The 16,522-nt window shown below is 45.2% G+C and carries 13 protein-coding genes and 1 tRNA gene; 7 read left to right on the forward strand and 7 right to left on the reverse strand.

Features of this window, described 5'->3' with window-relative positions; genetic code table 11:
* Positions 1–61: 61 nt before the first annotated feature.
* Entirely contained in the window at positions 62–2,260 is a 2,199-nt protein-coding gene (locus QE357_RS11870) for a radical SAM protein (RefSeq protein WP_309707661.1), read from the reverse strand.
* A 121-nt stretch (positions 2,261–2,381) separates the two neighbouring features.
* Here QE357_RS11870 and QE357_RS11875 point away from each other — a divergent pair, with 121 nt between their 5' ends.
* Positions 2,382–4,505, forward strand: coding sequence for a prolyl oligopeptidase family serine peptidase (locus QE357_RS11875; protein ID WP_309707662.1), 2,124 nt, complete (start codon positions 2,382–2,384; stop codon positions 4,503–4,505).
* Positions 4,506–4,691: 186 nt separating this feature from the next.
* Positions 4,692–5,651 (forward strand): bestrophin family ion channel, encoded by a 960-nt coding sequence (locus QE357_RS11880; protein WP_309707664.1) that lies wholly within the window; start codon positions 4,692–4,694, stop codon positions 5,649–5,651.
* A gap of 37 nt (positions 5,652–5,688) precedes the next feature.
* Here QE357_RS11880 and QE357_RS11885 read toward each other — a convergent pair whose 3' ends face one another.
* The 3 genes from QE357_RS11885 to QE357_RS11895 all read right to left on the reverse strand — a co-directional run bounded on the left by QE357_RS11885 (position 5,689) and on the right by QE357_RS11895 (position 7,893).
* The gene (locus tag QE357_RS11885; protein ID WP_309707666.1) at positions 5,689–6,777 is read right to left on the reverse strand and encodes a glycosyltransferase family 1 protein; all 1,089 of its coding nucleotides are present in this window, start codon (positions 6,775–6,777) and stop codon (positions 5,689–5,691) included.
* A 71-nt stretch (positions 6,778–6,848) separates the two neighbouring features.
* Complete coding sequence (locus QE357_RS11890; RefSeq protein WP_309707668.1) at positions 6,849–7,346, reverse strand: transposase; 498 nt, start codon at positions 7,344–7,346, stop codon at positions 6,849–6,851.
* Between the two features lie 473 nt (positions 7,347–7,819).
* Positions 7,820–7,893: transfer RNA gene (locus tag QE357_RS11895), tRNA-Ala, on the reverse strand.
* Positions 7,894–8,150: 257 nt separating this feature from the next.
* Between QE357_RS11895 and QE357_RS11900 the strand changes: the two genes are divergently transcribed.
* The 4 genes from QE357_RS11900 to QE357_RS11915 all read left to right on the forward strand — a co-directional run bounded on the left by QE357_RS11900 (position 8,151) and on the right by QE357_RS11915 (position 12,774).
* On the forward strand, positions 8,151–8,786 hold the full coding sequence (locus QE357_RS11900) for a peroxiredoxin (RefSeq protein WP_307143221.1): 636 nt from the start codon (positions 8,151–8,153) through the stop codon (positions 8,784–8,786).
* A gap of 117 nt (positions 8,787–8,903) precedes the next feature.
* Complete coding sequence (locus tag QE357_RS11905) at positions 8,904–9,692, forward strand: glycoside hydrolase family 25 protein (protein ID WP_307143222.1); 789 nt, start codon at positions 8,904–8,906, stop codon at positions 9,690–9,692.
* Positions 9,693–10,226: 534 nt separating this feature from the next.
* The gene (gene pgi / locus QE357_RS11910; RefSeq protein ID WP_309707670.1) at positions 10,227–11,873 is read left to right on the forward strand and encodes a glucose-6-phosphate isomerase; all 1,647 of its coding nucleotides are present in this window, start codon (positions 10,227–10,229) and stop codon (positions 11,871–11,873) included.
* Between the two features lie 70 nt (positions 11,874–11,943).
* On the forward strand, positions 11,944–12,774 hold the full coding sequence (locus tag QE357_RS11915) for a hypothetical protein (RefSeq protein ID WP_309707672.1): 831 nt from the start codon (positions 11,944–11,946) through the stop codon (positions 12,772–12,774).
* Between the two features lie 993 nt (positions 12,775–13,767).
* Here the strand turns inward: QE357_RS11915 and QE357_RS11920 are convergent.
* A complete protein-coding gene (locus tag QE357_RS11920) occupies positions 13,768–14,355 on the reverse strand; it encodes a carboxymuconolactone decarboxylase family protein (protein WP_309707673.1) in 588 nt (195 codons plus the stop codon).
* A 135-nt stretch (positions 14,356–14,490) separates the two neighbouring features.
* Complete coding sequence (locus tag QE357_RS11925; protein WP_409050266.1) at positions 14,491–15,033, reverse strand: peroxiredoxin; 543 nt, start codon at positions 15,031–15,033, stop codon at positions 14,491–14,493.
* 213 nt (positions 15,034–15,246) lie between these two features.
* Between QE357_RS11925 and QE357_RS11930 the strand changes: the two genes are divergently transcribed.
* Complete coding sequence (locus QE357_RS11930; protein WP_309707675.1) at positions 15,247–16,182, forward strand: LysR substrate-binding domain-containing protein; 936 nt, start codon at positions 15,247–15,249, stop codon at positions 16,180–16,182.
* 42 nt (positions 16,183–16,224) lie between these two features.
* On the opposite strand, the gene QE357_RS11935 is transcribed toward QE357_RS11930, so the two are convergent.
* Positions 16,225–16,467, reverse strand: coding sequence for a hypothetical protein (locus QE357_RS11935; protein WP_106638298.1), 243 nt, complete (start codon positions 16,465–16,467; stop codon positions 16,225–16,227).
* Between the last annotated feature and the right edge of the window lie 55 nt (positions 16,468–16,522).

Here is a 16,522-nt window from a genome sequence, read left to right on the forward strand (position 1 = left end):
TCAATTGGGAGGCCTCTGTTTATCTCATTTTCACTGAAAACTGTAAACAGACCACTGAAAACTATACAATTAACAATCCATTTTCGCGGAGTTTTTCTCCGGTTGCTGAGGTTAGGAAACGGTCAAAACTGCCCATTCCTTTGCTCTCGTAATCCTGTCTTATCTTTTCCAGAGCCATGGGTTCCTGAGCTTTGACTTGCAGCAGTGGTAACACCTCTTGTAACCACTGCCCTTCTACGGCCCGGGTTTCTAGCCCCCACTCCTGCTTACGATCATAAAAAACAACTTCGGCTCGCTGAACGACCCGTTTCCGCTGCATTTCTTCGTAAAAAGTTACGGAAGGCTCCTTACCTAACCAAATCGCCCAGGCGTTCGGACGAAATTCATCGGCGGGTTCTTCCAGACTGCTTTGTATAAAATCCGGGGATATGGTGGTTTCCGGCACCTCAAAATCAAACCAGTCCTGCAAGGGAAACTCGAAACAAACCCCGTGCATGTAGTTGAACAGCGATTTGCGTAATCCCTCCGCAAATAGGTCGTGGTCAGCTCCGTTAGGGTCGGCGTGATCCAGGTCGTTGTCGGCAAAACCGCCAAAATCTGGCCCAATCCGTTGTACATCAAAGGCCATGGGCTGTAAGCCTACCGGGCTGTGAGCCGTCATGGCAAAGCGATGCCAGAAGCCCGACTGCACTACGCCCGACTCGAATAACTGCCGCACCATTTCCAGCGAATCAATAGTCTCCTGAGTCGTTTGCGTGGGAAAGCCGTACATCAGATACGCATGCACCATAATTCCGGCCTGCGTAAAGTGATCCGCGACACGAGCCACCTGAGCCACCGTCACTCCTTTTTTCATTCGTTCCAGCAGCCGGTCAGAAGCGACTTCCAAACCACCCGAAACGGCAATGCATCCAGAGGCTTTCAGTAACTGGCACAAGTCAGCGGTGAAGCTTTTTTCGAAACGAATATTCGTCCACCAAACTACGGTCAGCTTCCGTCGGATAATCTCCAGGGCCAGGTCACGCATTAAGGCTGGCGGAGCGGCTTCGTCCACAAAATGGAATCCGTTTTGACCCGTTTGGCCAATGATTTCCTCAATGCGATCACATAACAAAGAAGCCGTTAGCGGTTCGTAACGTTTGATATAATCGAGCGTTACATCGCAAAACGAGCATTTTCCCCAGTAACAACCATGAGCCAGCGTCAGCTTGTTCCAGCGACCGTCACTCCAGAGTCGGTGCATGGGGTTAACCACTTCAATCACCGACAAATAATCATTAAGCGGTAACTCCCGGTAATCGGGCGTTCCGGTATCTCGCTGAGCCACATCACGTTCGCGGGTGCCGTTCAGGTAATGAACCTTTCCATCCACGAGCGTAAATACCCGCTTTAACTGATCAATCGAACGATTTCCCGCCAGGTATTCCAGCAAATGCAACAAGGGAGCTTCGCCGTCGTCAAGGGCTACGAAATCCAGATATTCGAAAACGCGGGTTTCTTTTAGAGAACGTAACTCCGTATTAGCATAGCCGCCACCCATCACCACTTTAATGTCCGGGTAATGGGTTTTAAGATACTTTCCACACTTCAAAGCACCGTACAAATTTCCCGGAAACGGAACCGTCAAACAAACCACCGTGGGTTGCCATTGCTGGATTTTCTCTTCCAGTAAATCCGTCAGAATCGTTGAAATCTGCGTATCGGGAGCCTGCAAGGCTTCGTGTAACTCATCAAAATGCGTGGCCGAGCGACCTAACCGTTCGGCATAACGACTGAATCCAAAATGCGGGTCAACGGCTTCGGTAATCAAATCGGCCAGATCTTCGAGGTATAAAGTCGCAAAATGGCGGGCCTTATCGTGCGTTCCCATCGTCCCAAAAGCCCAGTCCAGATCATCTAGCTGGCTAAATCGGGAGGCTTCGGGTAAATAATTCCGGTCACAAATGGCATGAGCCAGCGTTGGATTCTTATTTTGAAGAAATCGGATAACCGGGTTAATCGTCTGAATATATTCGTCCCGAAGGGAGTAAATCCGGTAACTGTTATCCGAAAGCTCAATGTCATCAGAAGCCACCAGAGCATCGAACAAGGTGCGTAAACCCTGGGTCGAAAAAAGCCGGAGAATCACTTCAATGCCCAAATCGGCCTGATGTGATTCTATGTTTTTAGTATTCAAAAAGCCTTTCAGGTACGCCGTAGCTGGGTACGGGGTATTTAACTGCGTGAAAGGCGGGGTGATGAAGAGAACTCGTTGTGTCAAGGTGCTGCTACGTTGGCCATGCAAAGGTACGCTTTTCCGGGTTAACGAAACAGCGGGAAATTGATTCCAAATAAATGCTATCTTTAAGCATCCCTTTGTAAACCTACTTTCCTCTCATCCGATGCTTACGTTCTTACGCCTCCCAAAAGGGCTCTTCCTGATTCTGTTTTTTCTCCTGAAATCAGGCATTTCTTCCGCACAGAAATTTAGTCTGGAAGCCATCAAATCCTACCCTTTTCCCAACGAACTAACGGCGTCGGCTCAGGGTTCGAAAATTGCCTGGGCCCTGAACGAACAGGGTCGGCGAAATGTGTACGTGGCCGAAGGCCCTGCCTTTACGGCCCGAAAACTTACGGACTACACCAAAGATGATGGCCAGGAAATCAGCAGTTTAGCCATTTCAGCGGATGGGAAATGGGTAGTTTACGTCAGAGGGGGCGATCATGGTTCTAACTGGGACTCGAACGTCGGCGTTAACGTCGATCACCTTCCCCTACCTCCCCGCGTTGAAATCTGGGCCGTACCCTTTGCGGGCGGCGTGCCGAAGCTATTAAGTGAGGGAGACATGCCCATTATTTCTCCTAAAAGCGACGCCGTTGCTTTCATTAAGAACGGACAGGCCTGGTCGGTGTCCCTTACTGGCTCGACGCCTGCTAAAAATCTTTTTAATAGCAGAGGAGGAACCTATGGACTGGAATGGTCACCCGATGGATCAAAACTGGTGTTTGTGGCGGATCGCGGCGATCATTCGTTGATTGGTGTCTATACTAATCCAGAGTCACCGATTCAATGGATAGCTCCTTCCTTTGCAAACGACCGTACCCCCCGCTGGTCGCCCGATGGCAGTAAAATTGTTTTCGTTCGTACGCCCGGCACAGGTGGCGTTCCCGATTCCATTCTGGTTCGGAAACATCGCCCCTGGGCCATTATGGTTGCGGAGGTAGCTTCGGGTAAAGCTACTCAACTCTGGAAAGCCCCGAAAACGCTGGCGGGTTCTATTCCCACGACAAACGGTGGGTTTAACCTCCATTGGGCGGCTAAAAATCGTATTGTTTATCTGTCCTACGAAGACGGCTGGCCCCATCTGTATTCCATTCCAGCGACGGGCGGTACTCCTCTGTTATTAACGCCGGGCCACTTTATGGTGGAACACATCAGGCTCAGCCCCAACGGACAGGTATTAACCTTTAGTGCCAATACAGGCCCAGACCCTCTGGATATCGATCGTCGGCACGTGGCTAAAGTATCGGTAGATCAGGCTAATATGAGCCTATTAGCCCCAGGGACGGGACTGGAATGGACGCCTGTCATTACCGGAGACCATGCTTCCATCGCTCTCATCAGTGCCACTGCTCAGCGACCTCCCCTTCCGGCCGTTATGCCTCTGACTGGCAATTCGCTCAAGTTAATAGGTTCATCCCAACTACTTCCTTCCTTTCCGCAGTCGGCTTTAGTTACCCCTAAACAGGTGGTTTTTACTACACCCGACGGTTTTAAGGTATACGGCCAGTTATTCGAGCCTGCGGGTAACTCGTCCGAGAAAAAACCAGCGATTGTCTACGTCCACGGCGGTCCGCAGCGACAGATGTTACTAGGCTGGCATTATTCCGATTATTATGCCAATGCTTACGCCACTAATCAATACTTAGCCAGCTTGGGATTTGTAGTTTTATCCGTTAACTACCGACTAGGCATTGGGTATGGCTATGAATTTCATCAGCCCGAACGAGCGAGCACCAACGGAGCTTCTGAATACATCGATATTAAGGCGGCGGGTGAATGGCTGGCAAAACAATCATTTGTCGATCCGAGCCGGATTGGCATTTATGGCGGCTCTTACGGTGGTTACCTCACCGCCATGGCTCTGGGACGGGATTCTAAGCTCTTTGCAGCCGGAGTTGATATACACGGTGTGCATGATCGTACTGCCGATCGATCTCTGCTTAGCCGTTATGAAAAAGCTCCCGATGCTGAACGGGCCGCTCAAACTGCCTGGGAATCCTCCCCCATAGCTTACGTGAATACCTGGACCTCTCCCGTATTAATCATTCACGGCGACGATGACCGAAATGTTCGGGTGAATCAAAGTACCGATCTGATTCAGCGACTAGAAGCTAAAGGAGTGGAAATGGAGACGATGATTATAGTCAATGATACCCACCACTGGATGAAACATGCCCATTCACTACAGGCAGGGCGTGCGACGGCTGAGTACTTCCAGCGGAAACTGAAAAGTAACAAGTAATATAACTTATAAATGGATTATCAGAATCCCTTACTGGCGGCAGACCAGTAAGGGATTTTGTTTAGGAACTCTTTATTAAAATCAAATTCATGCAACATTCCTTTTAAAGCGGGGTTATTAGATTGGCCTTCAAAGAGGAGACTGCCTCGACTACCCTTCCAAAACTATCTACATAACACTGAATTTATGTTTGTGCAACGCAATTTGAAGTGGAGCATCATCGTCCACTATACCTGGAGGAGCATGATTTACTACTTCGCTCTTTCCTTCAGTGTTTACCTGCTTCACGATTATTACGACCTTTTTCATCTTCATTTACCCTTCAGTACCATCACGGCTTTAAGCACGGCCTTATCGATCTTCTTAGGTTTCAAGAATAATAACGCTTACGATCGCTGGTGGGAAGCCCGCCAAATCTGGGGTTTACTAGTCAACTACAGCCGAGCCTGGACCCGCGAGATTTTAACCATGATTATCCCTACGGAAGAAAGTGAACGGGAAGAGGTTCGACAATTTCAACGCCGAATGGCCAATCGACACATGGCTTACGTGCATGGCTTACGGGTATTTTTGCGTAAAAAAAATAAATATATTAAAACCGACGTAGAGGAGATTTACGAAGAAAGTAACGAATATTCAGATACAGAATCATTTTTAAGTCAGAACGAATACCGAGCCTTCACTAAAACCAATAACCCTCCCAATTACCTGATTAATCTACAAGGCGATGATTTAAGAGAGGCGTATGAAAGAGGCTGGTTAACCGATTATCGATTTACGAAGCTCAGCGAAACCCTCACGGAATTTAATAACATTCAGGGACGCTCCGAACGAATCAAAAATACACCTTTCCCTCGTCAGTATAGTTTCTTCTCAAGGATATTCGTTTTTATTCACGCCTCTTTATTACCTTTTGTTTTCGTGGATGAAATTGGCTGGTCCAGTATACCTATCTCCATTATTATTTCCTTCGTCTTTTTATGTCTGGATCAGTTAGGTGAACGCATTGAGGATCCTTTTGAAAATCGAGCCGAAGGCACTCCACTTACGTCCATAAGTTTAGGCATTGAAACGCTGGTAAAGGAACATTTAGGCGATACCAACTTCCCCGTTCAGAAGCAGCCCGAAGATGGCGTTGTCCTGTAACAGAAGAGCCTTCTCTGAATCAGAGAAGGCTCTTCTATTATTTCTTGAGGATTTCTTTATACAAACTTAGATAATCGGCTGCTGATTTTTTCCAGGAGAATAACTCCACCCTTTCCTGGGCTAGTTTTACTTTATCGGAATGGGGAAAATCGGATAACCCCTTTTTGACTACCTCAGCCATTTCTTCAGGCTCGAAACTAGTGAAGTAATAAGCGGCCTCTCCGCCAATTTCAGGCAAAGCCGTATGATTAGACAGGAATGTGGGTTTGTGATAATAATAAGCCTCTAAAACCGGCAAGCCAAACCCTTCGGCAATGGAAGGAAAAACGAAGGCCGTACAGTGTTTGTAATACCAGTGTTTATCCAACTCAGAAACTTCCCCAATCAAATGAATGCGGTCCGGGCTAATGCCATGTTCTTGGCATTCATCCAGAATACGCTGGTAATAATCCTTACCAGATTCATCCAGCCGACCCGCAATCACCAGATCAAAATCCAGGTAATGCATCATGCCCGGTAATACATGGAAATTCTTTTTTGAAACCACAGTACCAATCGTAAATAAAAAAGGTCTTGCTGGACGGTACTTAGGCGTATGCGTATCGATTTGTTCCGTGGGAATATTAGGAATATTTACCCCATTGTAAATAACCTTAATATCCTGAATGGGATAATTAAAATGTCGGGCAATATCATGGGCTGCATACTGTGAAATGGCCGTCAGATGATCCGCAGCCTCCACCCATTTGGAAAGATTATACTCGAAATTTTTATATTCCTCCGAATTCGCTGGATACTCGTAAATGTAATTTAAATCGTGAATGGTAAGAATCTTCTTTCCTTTGATTTTAGTAGGCTTAATCAGCGTGGGATGTTGCTGAGTAAAGTGGATTAAATCAAATTCAGAGTAAAATTTCCAGAATGTTTTATTGAAAACACTTCTGGTTCGATAAGTCGCTTTTCCAAAAATATGATCATCCTTCAAATGGCTCGGCACCAAAAAATTCAAACGGTAATGCCCCGAATTCTGGGTAATGATTTCTCTGGCTAATTCCAAAGTAAAATGATACAAGCCTGTGCTGGAAGTGGCCATTTGGTCAGCCGTTAGTAAAATCTTGCTAGCCATGAAGGGGGATAATGGGATGAGGTAAAAAATTATTAAATAAAATCTGGCTTAACAACCATACACCCAGCGGATCATGAATGATGCAGTTGATCAGTTTCCCAATTTAATGGATTATTGACAATATAATTAGATATAGTCTGGTAAGATTGTTCGTTACGAATGATGTGTTCCCAGTAATTCCGTTGCCACAATTTACCGTTAAAAGATCTCCAGTTTTTAGCACTGGAGGCAACCACAAGGGTCGCCCCTACGGTTTCAATTTCCAAAATGGCGTGAAAATGATTCGGCATTACAACGAATTCATGTAAAACAATATTCTTAAACCGTTCAGGCAGTGCTGACCATTGGCTAACCACCATCTGACCAGCTTCGTTTAAGAATAATTCTCCCTTCAGAATTTCCCCAAATAAACATTCCCGGTTCTGAACGCAAATGGTAATGAAATACAATCCAGCCTGCGAGTAATCGTAACCTTTTAGGCGGATAGATCTTCGATGATGAATAGCAGGATTGTATCGTATCATACGTAGGGGCAACCCTTGTGGTTGTCCTTTATCTTCGTTAACCATTTATAAGATTATTTTTCTATCGTTATCCTTTTGTGATCGCCGCTTCTTGTCATTATCCATTTTTGCAATTACCTTTTCTTATGGGATCGACTCTTTCTGTTTCTCTTTTTGATCTTCCATTTCTCTATCCACTATCTTCTCCTGTGGTTACCTTCTCTGATTAATTGACCCTTTTGTTTATAATTACCTCTATCAGAATATTCACAAATACGGCAATCCCATTATAAAAAGCAACCACACGAAAAAAGAGGGGCGACTACATGAAAAAAGGCAACCACAAGGGTTGCCTCTACGTCGTTAATCATCGCTGGTAGATGGCCTGCGGTACGAAAGAATATCTTTTTAGCTATAAAATGTTGTATATGAACGAACTCCTAAAAACTATCGACTACTTATAAATTTCTATCGAGACACTGTACGTAAAGTACAATAAAAAAGCCTTACAGATGTTTCTGTAAGGCTCTGGAAATCCGTGGAGAAGATCGGGCTCGAACCGACGACCTCTTGCATGCCATGCAAGCGCTCTAGCCAACTGAGCTACATCCCCGTCTGAAATGTGGGTGCAAAGATGCAGTTTCCAAATGCCTTTGTCAAGAGCTTGAGCGAAATATCTTTCAGGAAATGGTTTATAAATGGGAAAAGGCTTCACTTTTATTCTTTATGCTTCTTCAGATCCACTTCATTATTTCTGATTTTTATATTAGTCTTGTAAACTAATAGACTTTTATTTTTGTTTATCTCACTCGAACGACCAACCTTTGCGGGCGTTCCTCGTTTCAATATAACCTTAAACTGATTTCAATTATGTCCTTAAGACTTGGTGATGTTGCTCCCGATTTTGAAGCAGATACTACGCAAGGCCACATTCATTTCCACGAATGGCTTGGCAATAGCTGGGGTTTATTTTTCTCTCACCCCGCCGATTTCACTCCCGTTTGTACCACAGAATTAGGCCGTACAGCTCTTTTAAAAGGTGATTTTGAAAAACGTGGCGTGAAAGTAATCGCTATTTCAGTGGATGATCTGGATTCACACAACCGCTGGACTCCTGATATCAAGGATGTAACGGGTACGGAAGTAAACTTCCCCATCGTCGCCGATCCTGATCGCAAAGTGGCCGAGTTATACGATATGATTCACCCCAACGCCAGTGAGAAAGCTACCGTGCGTTCGGTATTTGTCATTGGGCCTGATAAAAAAATTAAGTTAACGCTTACCTACCCGGCTTCTACAGGCCGTAACTTCCAGGAACTCCTGCGGGTCATTGATTCTTTGCAATTAACGGCTCAATACCAAGTAGCTACGCCTGCGGACTGGAAAGATGGTGAAGATGTCATCGTTACGCCTGCCGTTTCTAACGACGCTCTGGCAGAGAAGTTCCCCAAAGGAGTGACGCACGTGAAGCCTTACCTTCGGGTAACGCCACAACCTAATAAATAGTAGATGGTTAAGGGTCCTTCGTTTTCAGTTTTTCGTTACACAAATCGAAAACTATCCCTAGAAAACTGTCAACTCTAAAAATTGCCGGGTAATTTTGCCCGGCAATTTTTATTTCTGATGCCCAAACTAAAGAATTCACGCTTTTCCTCTAATTCCATTTTTCTGGTGGCCGGCAGTCTTTTGATGGTGGCCCTCATTGCTGTTTTTCTTTATTTTAAGTATCGAAATCCAACGCAACTGGAATGGGAGTTTTCCAAATCGGCACGCATTCGTGTTCCCGTGGAATACCCGGTCCATGGCATTGATGTGTCCAAGCATCAGGGTAAAATCGACTGGACGGTTATACACGAAACGCCACTGGCAGAAAACGCCCGGCTGGAGTTTGTTTTTATCAAAGCTACCGAAGGGATTACCATTCAGGATAAACGCTTCAAGGCCAATTATACCGCAGCTCATGCCACTAACCTGCGGGTCGGAGCCTATCACTTTTTCATTCCCTGGCGGGATCCGGTGCAGCAGGCGGATAATTTTGTGAATACGGTTAAGCTCAAATCGGGCGACTTGCCTCCGGTGTTGGATGTGGAGTCTTCGCACCCTCTGAAATCCGACGAACAAACCATCCGGGATATTGATACCTGGCTACAATTGGTAAAAAAGGAATACGGCGTCACTCCCATTATTTATACCAACCGCCGTTTTTACCAGCGATTTATTCGGGGCCATTTTGACGAATATCCGCTCTGGTTAGCTCATTATTCTTCCGAACAACTCTCCGGCGACATTTCCGGTAAACTCTGGTTCTGGCAATATTCCGAGCTGGGCAAACTGAATGGCATCAAAGGCAAAGTTGACTATAACGTTTTCCTGGGTGATCTAAATGAACTCGAGCAAATCTGTATTCCTTAAACTGTTTGGAGTTTTGTGTTTAGGGTTTAAAGTTTGAAAGATAAAATCTATTAACGTAAGCAAGACGTTTTACATAACCCCGGAGGGGTTCAACATTAATGAACCCTTTCTGGATGATAATTTGAGAGAGACACTCACCAGTAACATCTGTTGCCAGCGAAAAAGCTGGCAACGGCAGCATAATACCGTTCAAAGAGCAATTATCGTAACCCCAGAAGGATTCAATAATTAGTAGTCCCGAGCTGCCCCGGATGTTAATCCGGGGAACTGATAACCCAAAAGCTTTTCCTGACAACAACGGTCTCTCCTTTCAGGTACTCTCATTTCTTATCCACCAGACGCGATAAATCGTGTCTCTACGGTAAGGGGTTTTCTAAAAAATTATAAACTCTCTGTCGAGTTATTGCATTTATTCCGGTCAATGCACATTTTTGGGCTCTATTTTCCTTGGATCGATGTTATGCGTTTGTGAATCCAATGTAAACAAGTTGGATTCCTGAAGTTGATTCTTATCCTATATCAGAGCCTTATCTCATGTTGAAATCTATTCCGTTTACCCAGAATCCTGCTTTTTCTAAGCTCTCTTCTCATTTCGAATCCGCTAAATCATTACAAATCAAGGATTTATTCAAACAGGATCCCGAACGTTTCAAGCGTTTTTCGACTCAGTTTGAAGAAATTCTTTTCGATTATTCGAAAAACAGAATCACGGAAGAAACTAAAGCTCTGTTACTCGATTTAGCGAATCAGGCAGAATTGAAAGATGCGATCGAGCAAATGTTTACCGGGCAGAAAATTAATGCAACCGAAGACCGGGCTGTGTTACACGTGGCTCTGCGAAATCGCTCGAATACGCCCATCGAAGTAGATGGCAAAGACGTAATGCCTGACGTAAACGAGGTTCTGGAGAAAATGAAAGCTTTCTCTGCAAAAGTAATTTCTGGCGAATGGAAAGGCTATACCGACCAGGCCATTACAGACGTAGTGAACATCGGCATCGGGGGTTCAGACCTGGGCCCTGTCATGGTTACGGAAGCTCTCAAGTCCTATAAAAACCACCTGAATCTGCATTTTGTATCGAATGTGGACGGTACACACATTGCGGAAACGCTAAAGTCGGTTAACCCCGAGACAACGCTGTTCCTGATCGCGTCAAAGACATTCACGACGCAGGAAACCATGACGAACGCTCACTCCGCTCGTCAGTGGCTACTCGATGCCGCGAAAGAAGATTCAGCCGTAGCAAAGCACTTCGTAGCCATTTCCACGAATGAAAAAGAAGTATCCAAGTTCGGAATCGATACGGCGAATATGTTCGGTTTCTGGGACTGGGTGGGTGGTCGTTACTCGCTGTGGTCGGCCATTGGCTTGTCCATCATTCTAAGCGTTGGTTACGAAAACTTCATTGAGTTACTGGAAGGTGCTCATGCCATGGATAACCACTTCCGCGAAACGGCTTTTGAAGACAACATTCCCGTAATCATGGCTTTGCTGGGTATCTGGTACAATAACTTCTTCGGAGCCGAAACGCAGGTAATTCTCCCCTACGACCAGTATCTGCATCGTTTTGCTGCCTATTTCCAGCAAGGCGATATGGAATCAAATGGTAAATACGTAGGTCGCAACGGCGAAAGCGTGGATTACCAGACAGGTCCCATCATCTGGGGCGAACCCGGTACGAATGGTCAACACGCCTTTTACCAGCTTATTCACCAGGGAACGAAATTAATTCCTGCCGACTTCATCGCTCCCGCCATCAGCCATAACCCGCTGGGCGAGCACCATAAAATTCTGCTTTCCAACTTTTTTGCTCAAACCGAAGCCTTAATGAATGGTAAAACGGAAGAGGAAGTGATTGCTGAATTCAAGTCAAAGAACGTAAGTCCAGAGGTTTACGAATCGCTGGTTGCTTTCAAAGTTTTTGAAGGAAACCGTCCGACCAACTCCTTCCTCGTCAAACAGGTAACGCCCCGCACGCTGGGTAGTTTGATTGCGGCTTACGAACACAAAATCTTCGTTCAGGGGATCATCTGGAATATCTACAGCTTCGATCAATGGGGCGTAGAATTAGGCAAGCAATTGGCCAGCAAAATCTATCCAGAATTGCAGGACAACCAGCCCGTTGAAGCTCACGATGCTTCTACCAATGGTCTAATCAATGCGTATAAAGCCTGGAGATAAAATTTTGTTACGGATTTCGTAACGTTTCTGTGAAAACCTGCGTAAACTTAGTCAAAGCCCCTCTTTGTCTATGCTACGCAGGTTTTTCTTTCTTTTATTCCTATTGAGCTCCCTCGCCGCCAGGGCTCAGGAAATCCCGACTTATTATGAATTACCCCACCGTCGGATTCATCCCGTCCAAAACCCTATGCGTCACCGCTGGTATCTGGGGCTGGAAGGATTTCTTCGTTCGGATCAAGGTGTACTCACTAGTTCGCTGGGTGGCTTAATTACGTCACAGCCTTCGGTAACCAAAGCCAGTTGGTCGGCCTTGGTGGGGTATTCCTATCGGGACCGCTGGAATGTGGAAGCGGGTTATGCCCGGGCTCCCATCCATAATCAACTCACGCTGGTGATTGCTCCGCAACCTTACGATTTTACCTTTAAAAACGAATCCCATGCGGCAATTATTCGCCTGAAAGCCAAACTATTCTCAACGACTCAACCGAAAGAAAAAGCTGGCTTCTGGCTGACGGGTGGAGCCTGGCTCGTGCCCAATTCCGGGAAGTACGTCGATGGATTCATTATGGAAGGGTATCGCTTTTCACGATTCCACACCGATACCATATCGTTACTGAGTCAAACCCATACCGCCATGCAGATTACTCCTCTGCTGGAATTAGGGGTAGAATACAATGTTCGGTTGTCTAATCGACTGGAGATGGGCTTTTACGGAAGAAAACTCTGGGGATTTCGACCTTCGATTTACACCGACCTGACGTATTCAGAAAATAATGTTCAGACCCAAACGTCAAAGCTAACCGGTAACGGAACGGGCTGGAGTTTCGGACTGGCCCTTCGCTACACGTATTCCTTTAAACGAACGATGGCTAATGTATATGCTTTGAAGGGAAGGTATTAAGTAGTTGTTAGGTTTTCGTTGTCAGTTAAAATATTAGCATTCAAAGGTTTATAACCGAACAATACATTATCAAATAGTTAAAAGCGGTCTAAAATTCAGAATCGAATAGCCTCATGCGAATTGTAATGAGATGCTTTGCTTGGGATAACGGCAGGTGGGAACCTGCCTTATTTTAGGAACGAGAGGGAATCTTGCACCCGTTGGCCGTAGCTCATCTCTATGGTTTAAACCAAAATCCTTGATAAAGCCGCCTACCTCACAGATTCCCAAGTAGAGACGCGACTTTATCGCGTCTGGGTAAGAGGCGGTTTTTTGTTACCTCTGTATTCTTTCCTACTCCGTGGTTGGTGTCTGACCAAACACAGTTTGCGTACCCATGACTGGTGAGACACCTGCCATAGCGGGGAAGCCAGACGCGACTTCCTCGCGTCTCTACCCTTTCAAACCCAAAATTTAGGGTTTAACTCCGTTTACTACCTCACAGATTCACCCGCAGTCGCTCGGCTAGAGCCGAGCGACTGCGGGTGAATAGCAACCCTCCCTCTGACCTCTCGAACGCAGGGAAAGACCTTCTGTGGAAGGGGACGGGCTTAGTTAAGTTACCAAATGGCCCAACAAACTTGATAAAGGTTATAAGATTCTTCGCTTCGCTCTGAATGACAGATGCTGATGATCAAGTAATGATGCATTCTGCATATTGTCCCCGGATTTCATCCGGGGCTATTCGCATTGAACCCCTCCGGGGTTATTTGTCGTAAACTTATTTTAACAATGTTAATCAATAACCCTAACGGGATTTAATAGGAGTAGCCCAGGTCTGGATGGACCCAGGCTGGATAGACCCCGGCTGAATAGACCCTAATGAAATCCGGGGAAGCAATTTTTATTAAATTCTTATTTTTAGACCGTCTCTTACAAGAACTTCGCTTACCAACCAAAAAAAAGCCGGACTTTACGCAAGTCCGGCTTTTCTGAATAAATAACCTTAATAGCTTATAATAAAGTCAGGAAGCTTTTGAAAATGGCGGCCAGACGAATCGCGTCAAATACACGAGCCTGAGACGCACCATGCTGACGAACGCTGGCTTCGTGTGAAGTAACGCACATTTCGCAACCATTAATGGCGGAAATCGCCAGGCTTAATAGCTCAAAATATTCTTTGCCTAACACTGGATTCATCATGATGCTCATCTTGATCCCAGCGGGCATATTGTTATACGTCTCCGAATCCATGAAGTGACGGAAGCGGTAGAACACGTTATTCGCGTTCATCAGAGAAACGCAGGCGGCTACTTCCTGAATTTCTTTCTCTTCGGCACCTTCGGCTTTCGCGGATGATTCAATCGCCTCAAGGACTGCTGGAACACTTTTCTCGTTAATCGCTACACCTAAAGCCATCAGGTAAGCTTCTTTTTTATTGATATTCTGCGATTTCAGAACGTTCTGAACGTTAATGCGAAGATCTTTCAGGTAACGGTGATCAGTTGCATTTAAACGGTCAATCCAGAAACTTTCGAATGTTTCGGGAAGTTTGATTTCGGAGAGCAGATTTTTTTTGGTTTCTGAAGCAATGCCAAACATGAGAGGATATGTTTTGGGAAGGATAAATAAATGAAATACAACTCAGGTAGTAACGCCTTTGGCGACCTGTTTAGAAAATAACCCTGACGATTCCTCATCAGGGTTATGGTATCAATGGGAGAATGAATATCTCACTTATGCATTCAGGGTTTCTTCACCTTTTACCCAGTTGCAAGGGCAAAGTTCGTCCGTCTGAAGAGCATCTAATACACGAAGAACTTCGTCAACATTACGGCCTACGCTCAGGTCGTTGGCAGCTACCCAACGAACGATACCTTGAGGATCGACGATATACGTAACACGGTAAGCTACTTTCTCATCAGCCGTTAAGATACCCAGCTCTTCAGCTAAAGATTTTGAAGTATCCGCCAGCATTGGGAATTTCAGGTCACGAAGGTCATCGTGGTTACGACGCCAAGCTGCGTGAACGAATTCACTATCCGTAGAAGCACCGATCAGGATGGCATCACGGTCAGAGAAATCAGCAAATTTTTGGTTAAATGCAGCAATTTCCGTTGGACATACGAATGTGAAATCTTTTGGCCACCAGAACATTACCATCCATTTGCCAGCGTTTTTATGATCTTCGTTCGTGATGTCGTAGAATTCATTACCTTTTTCAAGGGAAACTACAGACGTTTTTTTGAATTCAGGGAATTGGGCACCTAAGCCCAGCATACCATTTGCCATGGGAAGAAGATTTTATTTTTAATTGAAATTCAATAACCTTTAAAACCAAATAACTATAAAAATAATACTATTTTTGTTTTCATTTCTAGGAACTGATTACCATCGCTCTTAGAAATGTTTTATTTGGTTTGCGTTGCAAAACAAGCCAACTTTGCTTCATCGAACAAATCAATTATTCTTAAGAAAGAATAAGTTTTTCTAATGACCATCACTCAGCTTGAATATTTAGTGGCCATTACGGACTACGGTCATTTCGGAAAAGCCGCCGAAGCCTGCTCCGTTACGCAGCCTTCCTTGAGTATGCAAATTCAGAAGCTGGAAGACGAACTCGAGGTACAATTATTAGATCGGAAAAAGCAGCCTACTCAGCCTACGGAGATTGGCTTACTAATCGTTCAGCAGGCCCGACAGGTTTTACAGTCCTGCGAGAAACTGAAGGCCATTGTGGATGAACGGAAGAATGAGCTTTCGGGCGAGATCCGTTTGGGTGTTATTCCAACGGTGGCTCCCTATCTGGTTCCTTTATTTCTGAAAAATTTTCTGGATACTTATAAAGATATACGTCTGAAAATTACGGAACAGACCACTGAAAGTATCATCGAAAAACTGAAGAATGGGCAATTAGACATTGGCCTGATGGCGACGCCTTCACAGGATGATTTACTGAAGGAGTATCCTCTTTTCTACGAAGAGTTACTCGTGTACGTTTCTCCTGCGAATGCCTTATTCAAGAAGAAATACGCCCTGCCCGAAGAGCTGGACCCGAACGAGTTATGGTTACTCGAAGAGGGCCATTGCTTACGTTCGCAAATTGAGAATCTGTGTCAGTTAACCCGGCAAGCGGCTCAATTGCATCAGTTTGAGTATAAAGCGGGTAGTTTGGAGACGCTGAAAAAAATGGTTAATACCTCGGGCGGACTCACGATCTTACCCGAATTAGCCACGCAGGATTTTGATGAAGATCAGGTAGAACTGATTCGTTATTTCAAAACGCCGGCTCCGGTACGGGAAATTGGGCTGGTTACCAATCGCAATTACCTGAAAGAAAAGATCGTAGCGGCTCTCTCCGATGAAATTCAGAAAGTAGTACCACCCAAGATGCTACAAATGCAGGAACGGTCCGTGGTTACGCCCTAGTTAACAAAAGAGCCCTACTGATGATCAGTAGGGCTCTCGTTTTTATTGATGATTCTTCGCTTTTTCTTCCCGAATAATATCAGCTTCTTCATCGCTGGACGTATAAGAAACGTTGGGATCATGTGGAATTACTTCCAATCCGCCCAGCGGTTCTTTCTTCGGACGTTCCCCCTCATTTTCTACTTCTACGGGTTGAGAACGATCATACGTTGCTGAGTCATCCGACAGGGATGGATTTTGCTGATGTGGTTTCTGATCATTTTGAATATTTTCTGAATTTTCCATAGCTATACGGTTTTTGTATGATATAGACTATAGTAGAAAAATCAATGCCACCAGC

The sequence above is a fragment of the Siphonobacter sp. SORGH_AS_0500 genome, assembly GCF_031453245.1.
Classification (GTDB): domain Bacteria; phylum Bacteroidota; class Bacteroidia; order Cytophagales; family Spirosomataceae; genus Siphonobacter.

Excerpts from the sequence above, each read along its gene's own strand:
- QE357_RS11875 (WP_309707662.1), top strand. The coding sequence starts at position 2,382 with ATGCTTACGTTCTTACGCCTCCCAAAAGGGCTCTTCCTGATTCTGTTT.
- QE357_RS11920 (WP_309707673.1), bottom strand. The coding sequence starts at position 14,355 with ATGTTTGGCATTGCTTCAGAAACCAAAAAAAATCTGCTCTCCGAAATC.
- QE357_RS11930 (WP_309707675.1), top strand. The coding sequence starts at position 15,247 with ATGACCATCACTCAGCTTGAATATTTAGTGGCCATTACGGACTACGGT.
- QE357_RS11880 (WP_309707664.1), top strand. The coding sequence starts at position 4,692 with ATGTTTGTGCAACGCAATTTGAAGTGGAGCATCATCGTCCACTATACC.
- pgi (WP_309707670.1), top strand. The coding sequence starts at position 10,227 with ATGTTGAAATCTATTCCGTTTACCCAGAATCCTGCTTTTTCTAAGCTC.
- QE357_RS11890 (WP_309707668.1), bottom strand. The coding sequence starts at position 7,346 with ATGGTTAACGAAGATAAAGGACAACCACAAGGGTTGCCCCTACGTATG.
- QE357_RS11915 (WP_309707672.1), top strand. The coding sequence starts at position 11,944 with ATGCTACGCAGGTTTTTCTTTCTTTTATTCCTATTGAGCTCCCTCGCC.
- QE357_RS11935 (WP_106638298.1), bottom strand. The coding sequence starts at position 16,467 with ATGGAAAATTCAGAAAATATTCAAAATGATCAGAAACCACATCAGCAA.
- QE357_RS11905 (WP_307143222.1), top strand. The coding sequence starts at position 8,904 with ATGCCCAAACTAAAGAATTCACGCTTTTCCTCTAATTCCATTTTTCTG.
- QE357_RS11885 (WP_309707666.1), bottom strand. The coding sequence starts at position 6,777 with ATGGCTAGCAAGATTTTACTAACGGCTGACCAAATGGCCACTTCCAGC.
- QE357_RS11900 (WP_307143221.1), top strand. The coding sequence starts at position 8,151 with ATGTCCTTAAGACTTGGTGATGTTGCTCCCGATTTTGAAGCAGATACT.
- QE357_RS11925 (WP_409050266.1), bottom strand. The coding sequence starts at position 15,033 with ATGCTGGGCTTAGGTGCCCAATTCCCTGAATTCAAAAAAACGTCTGTA.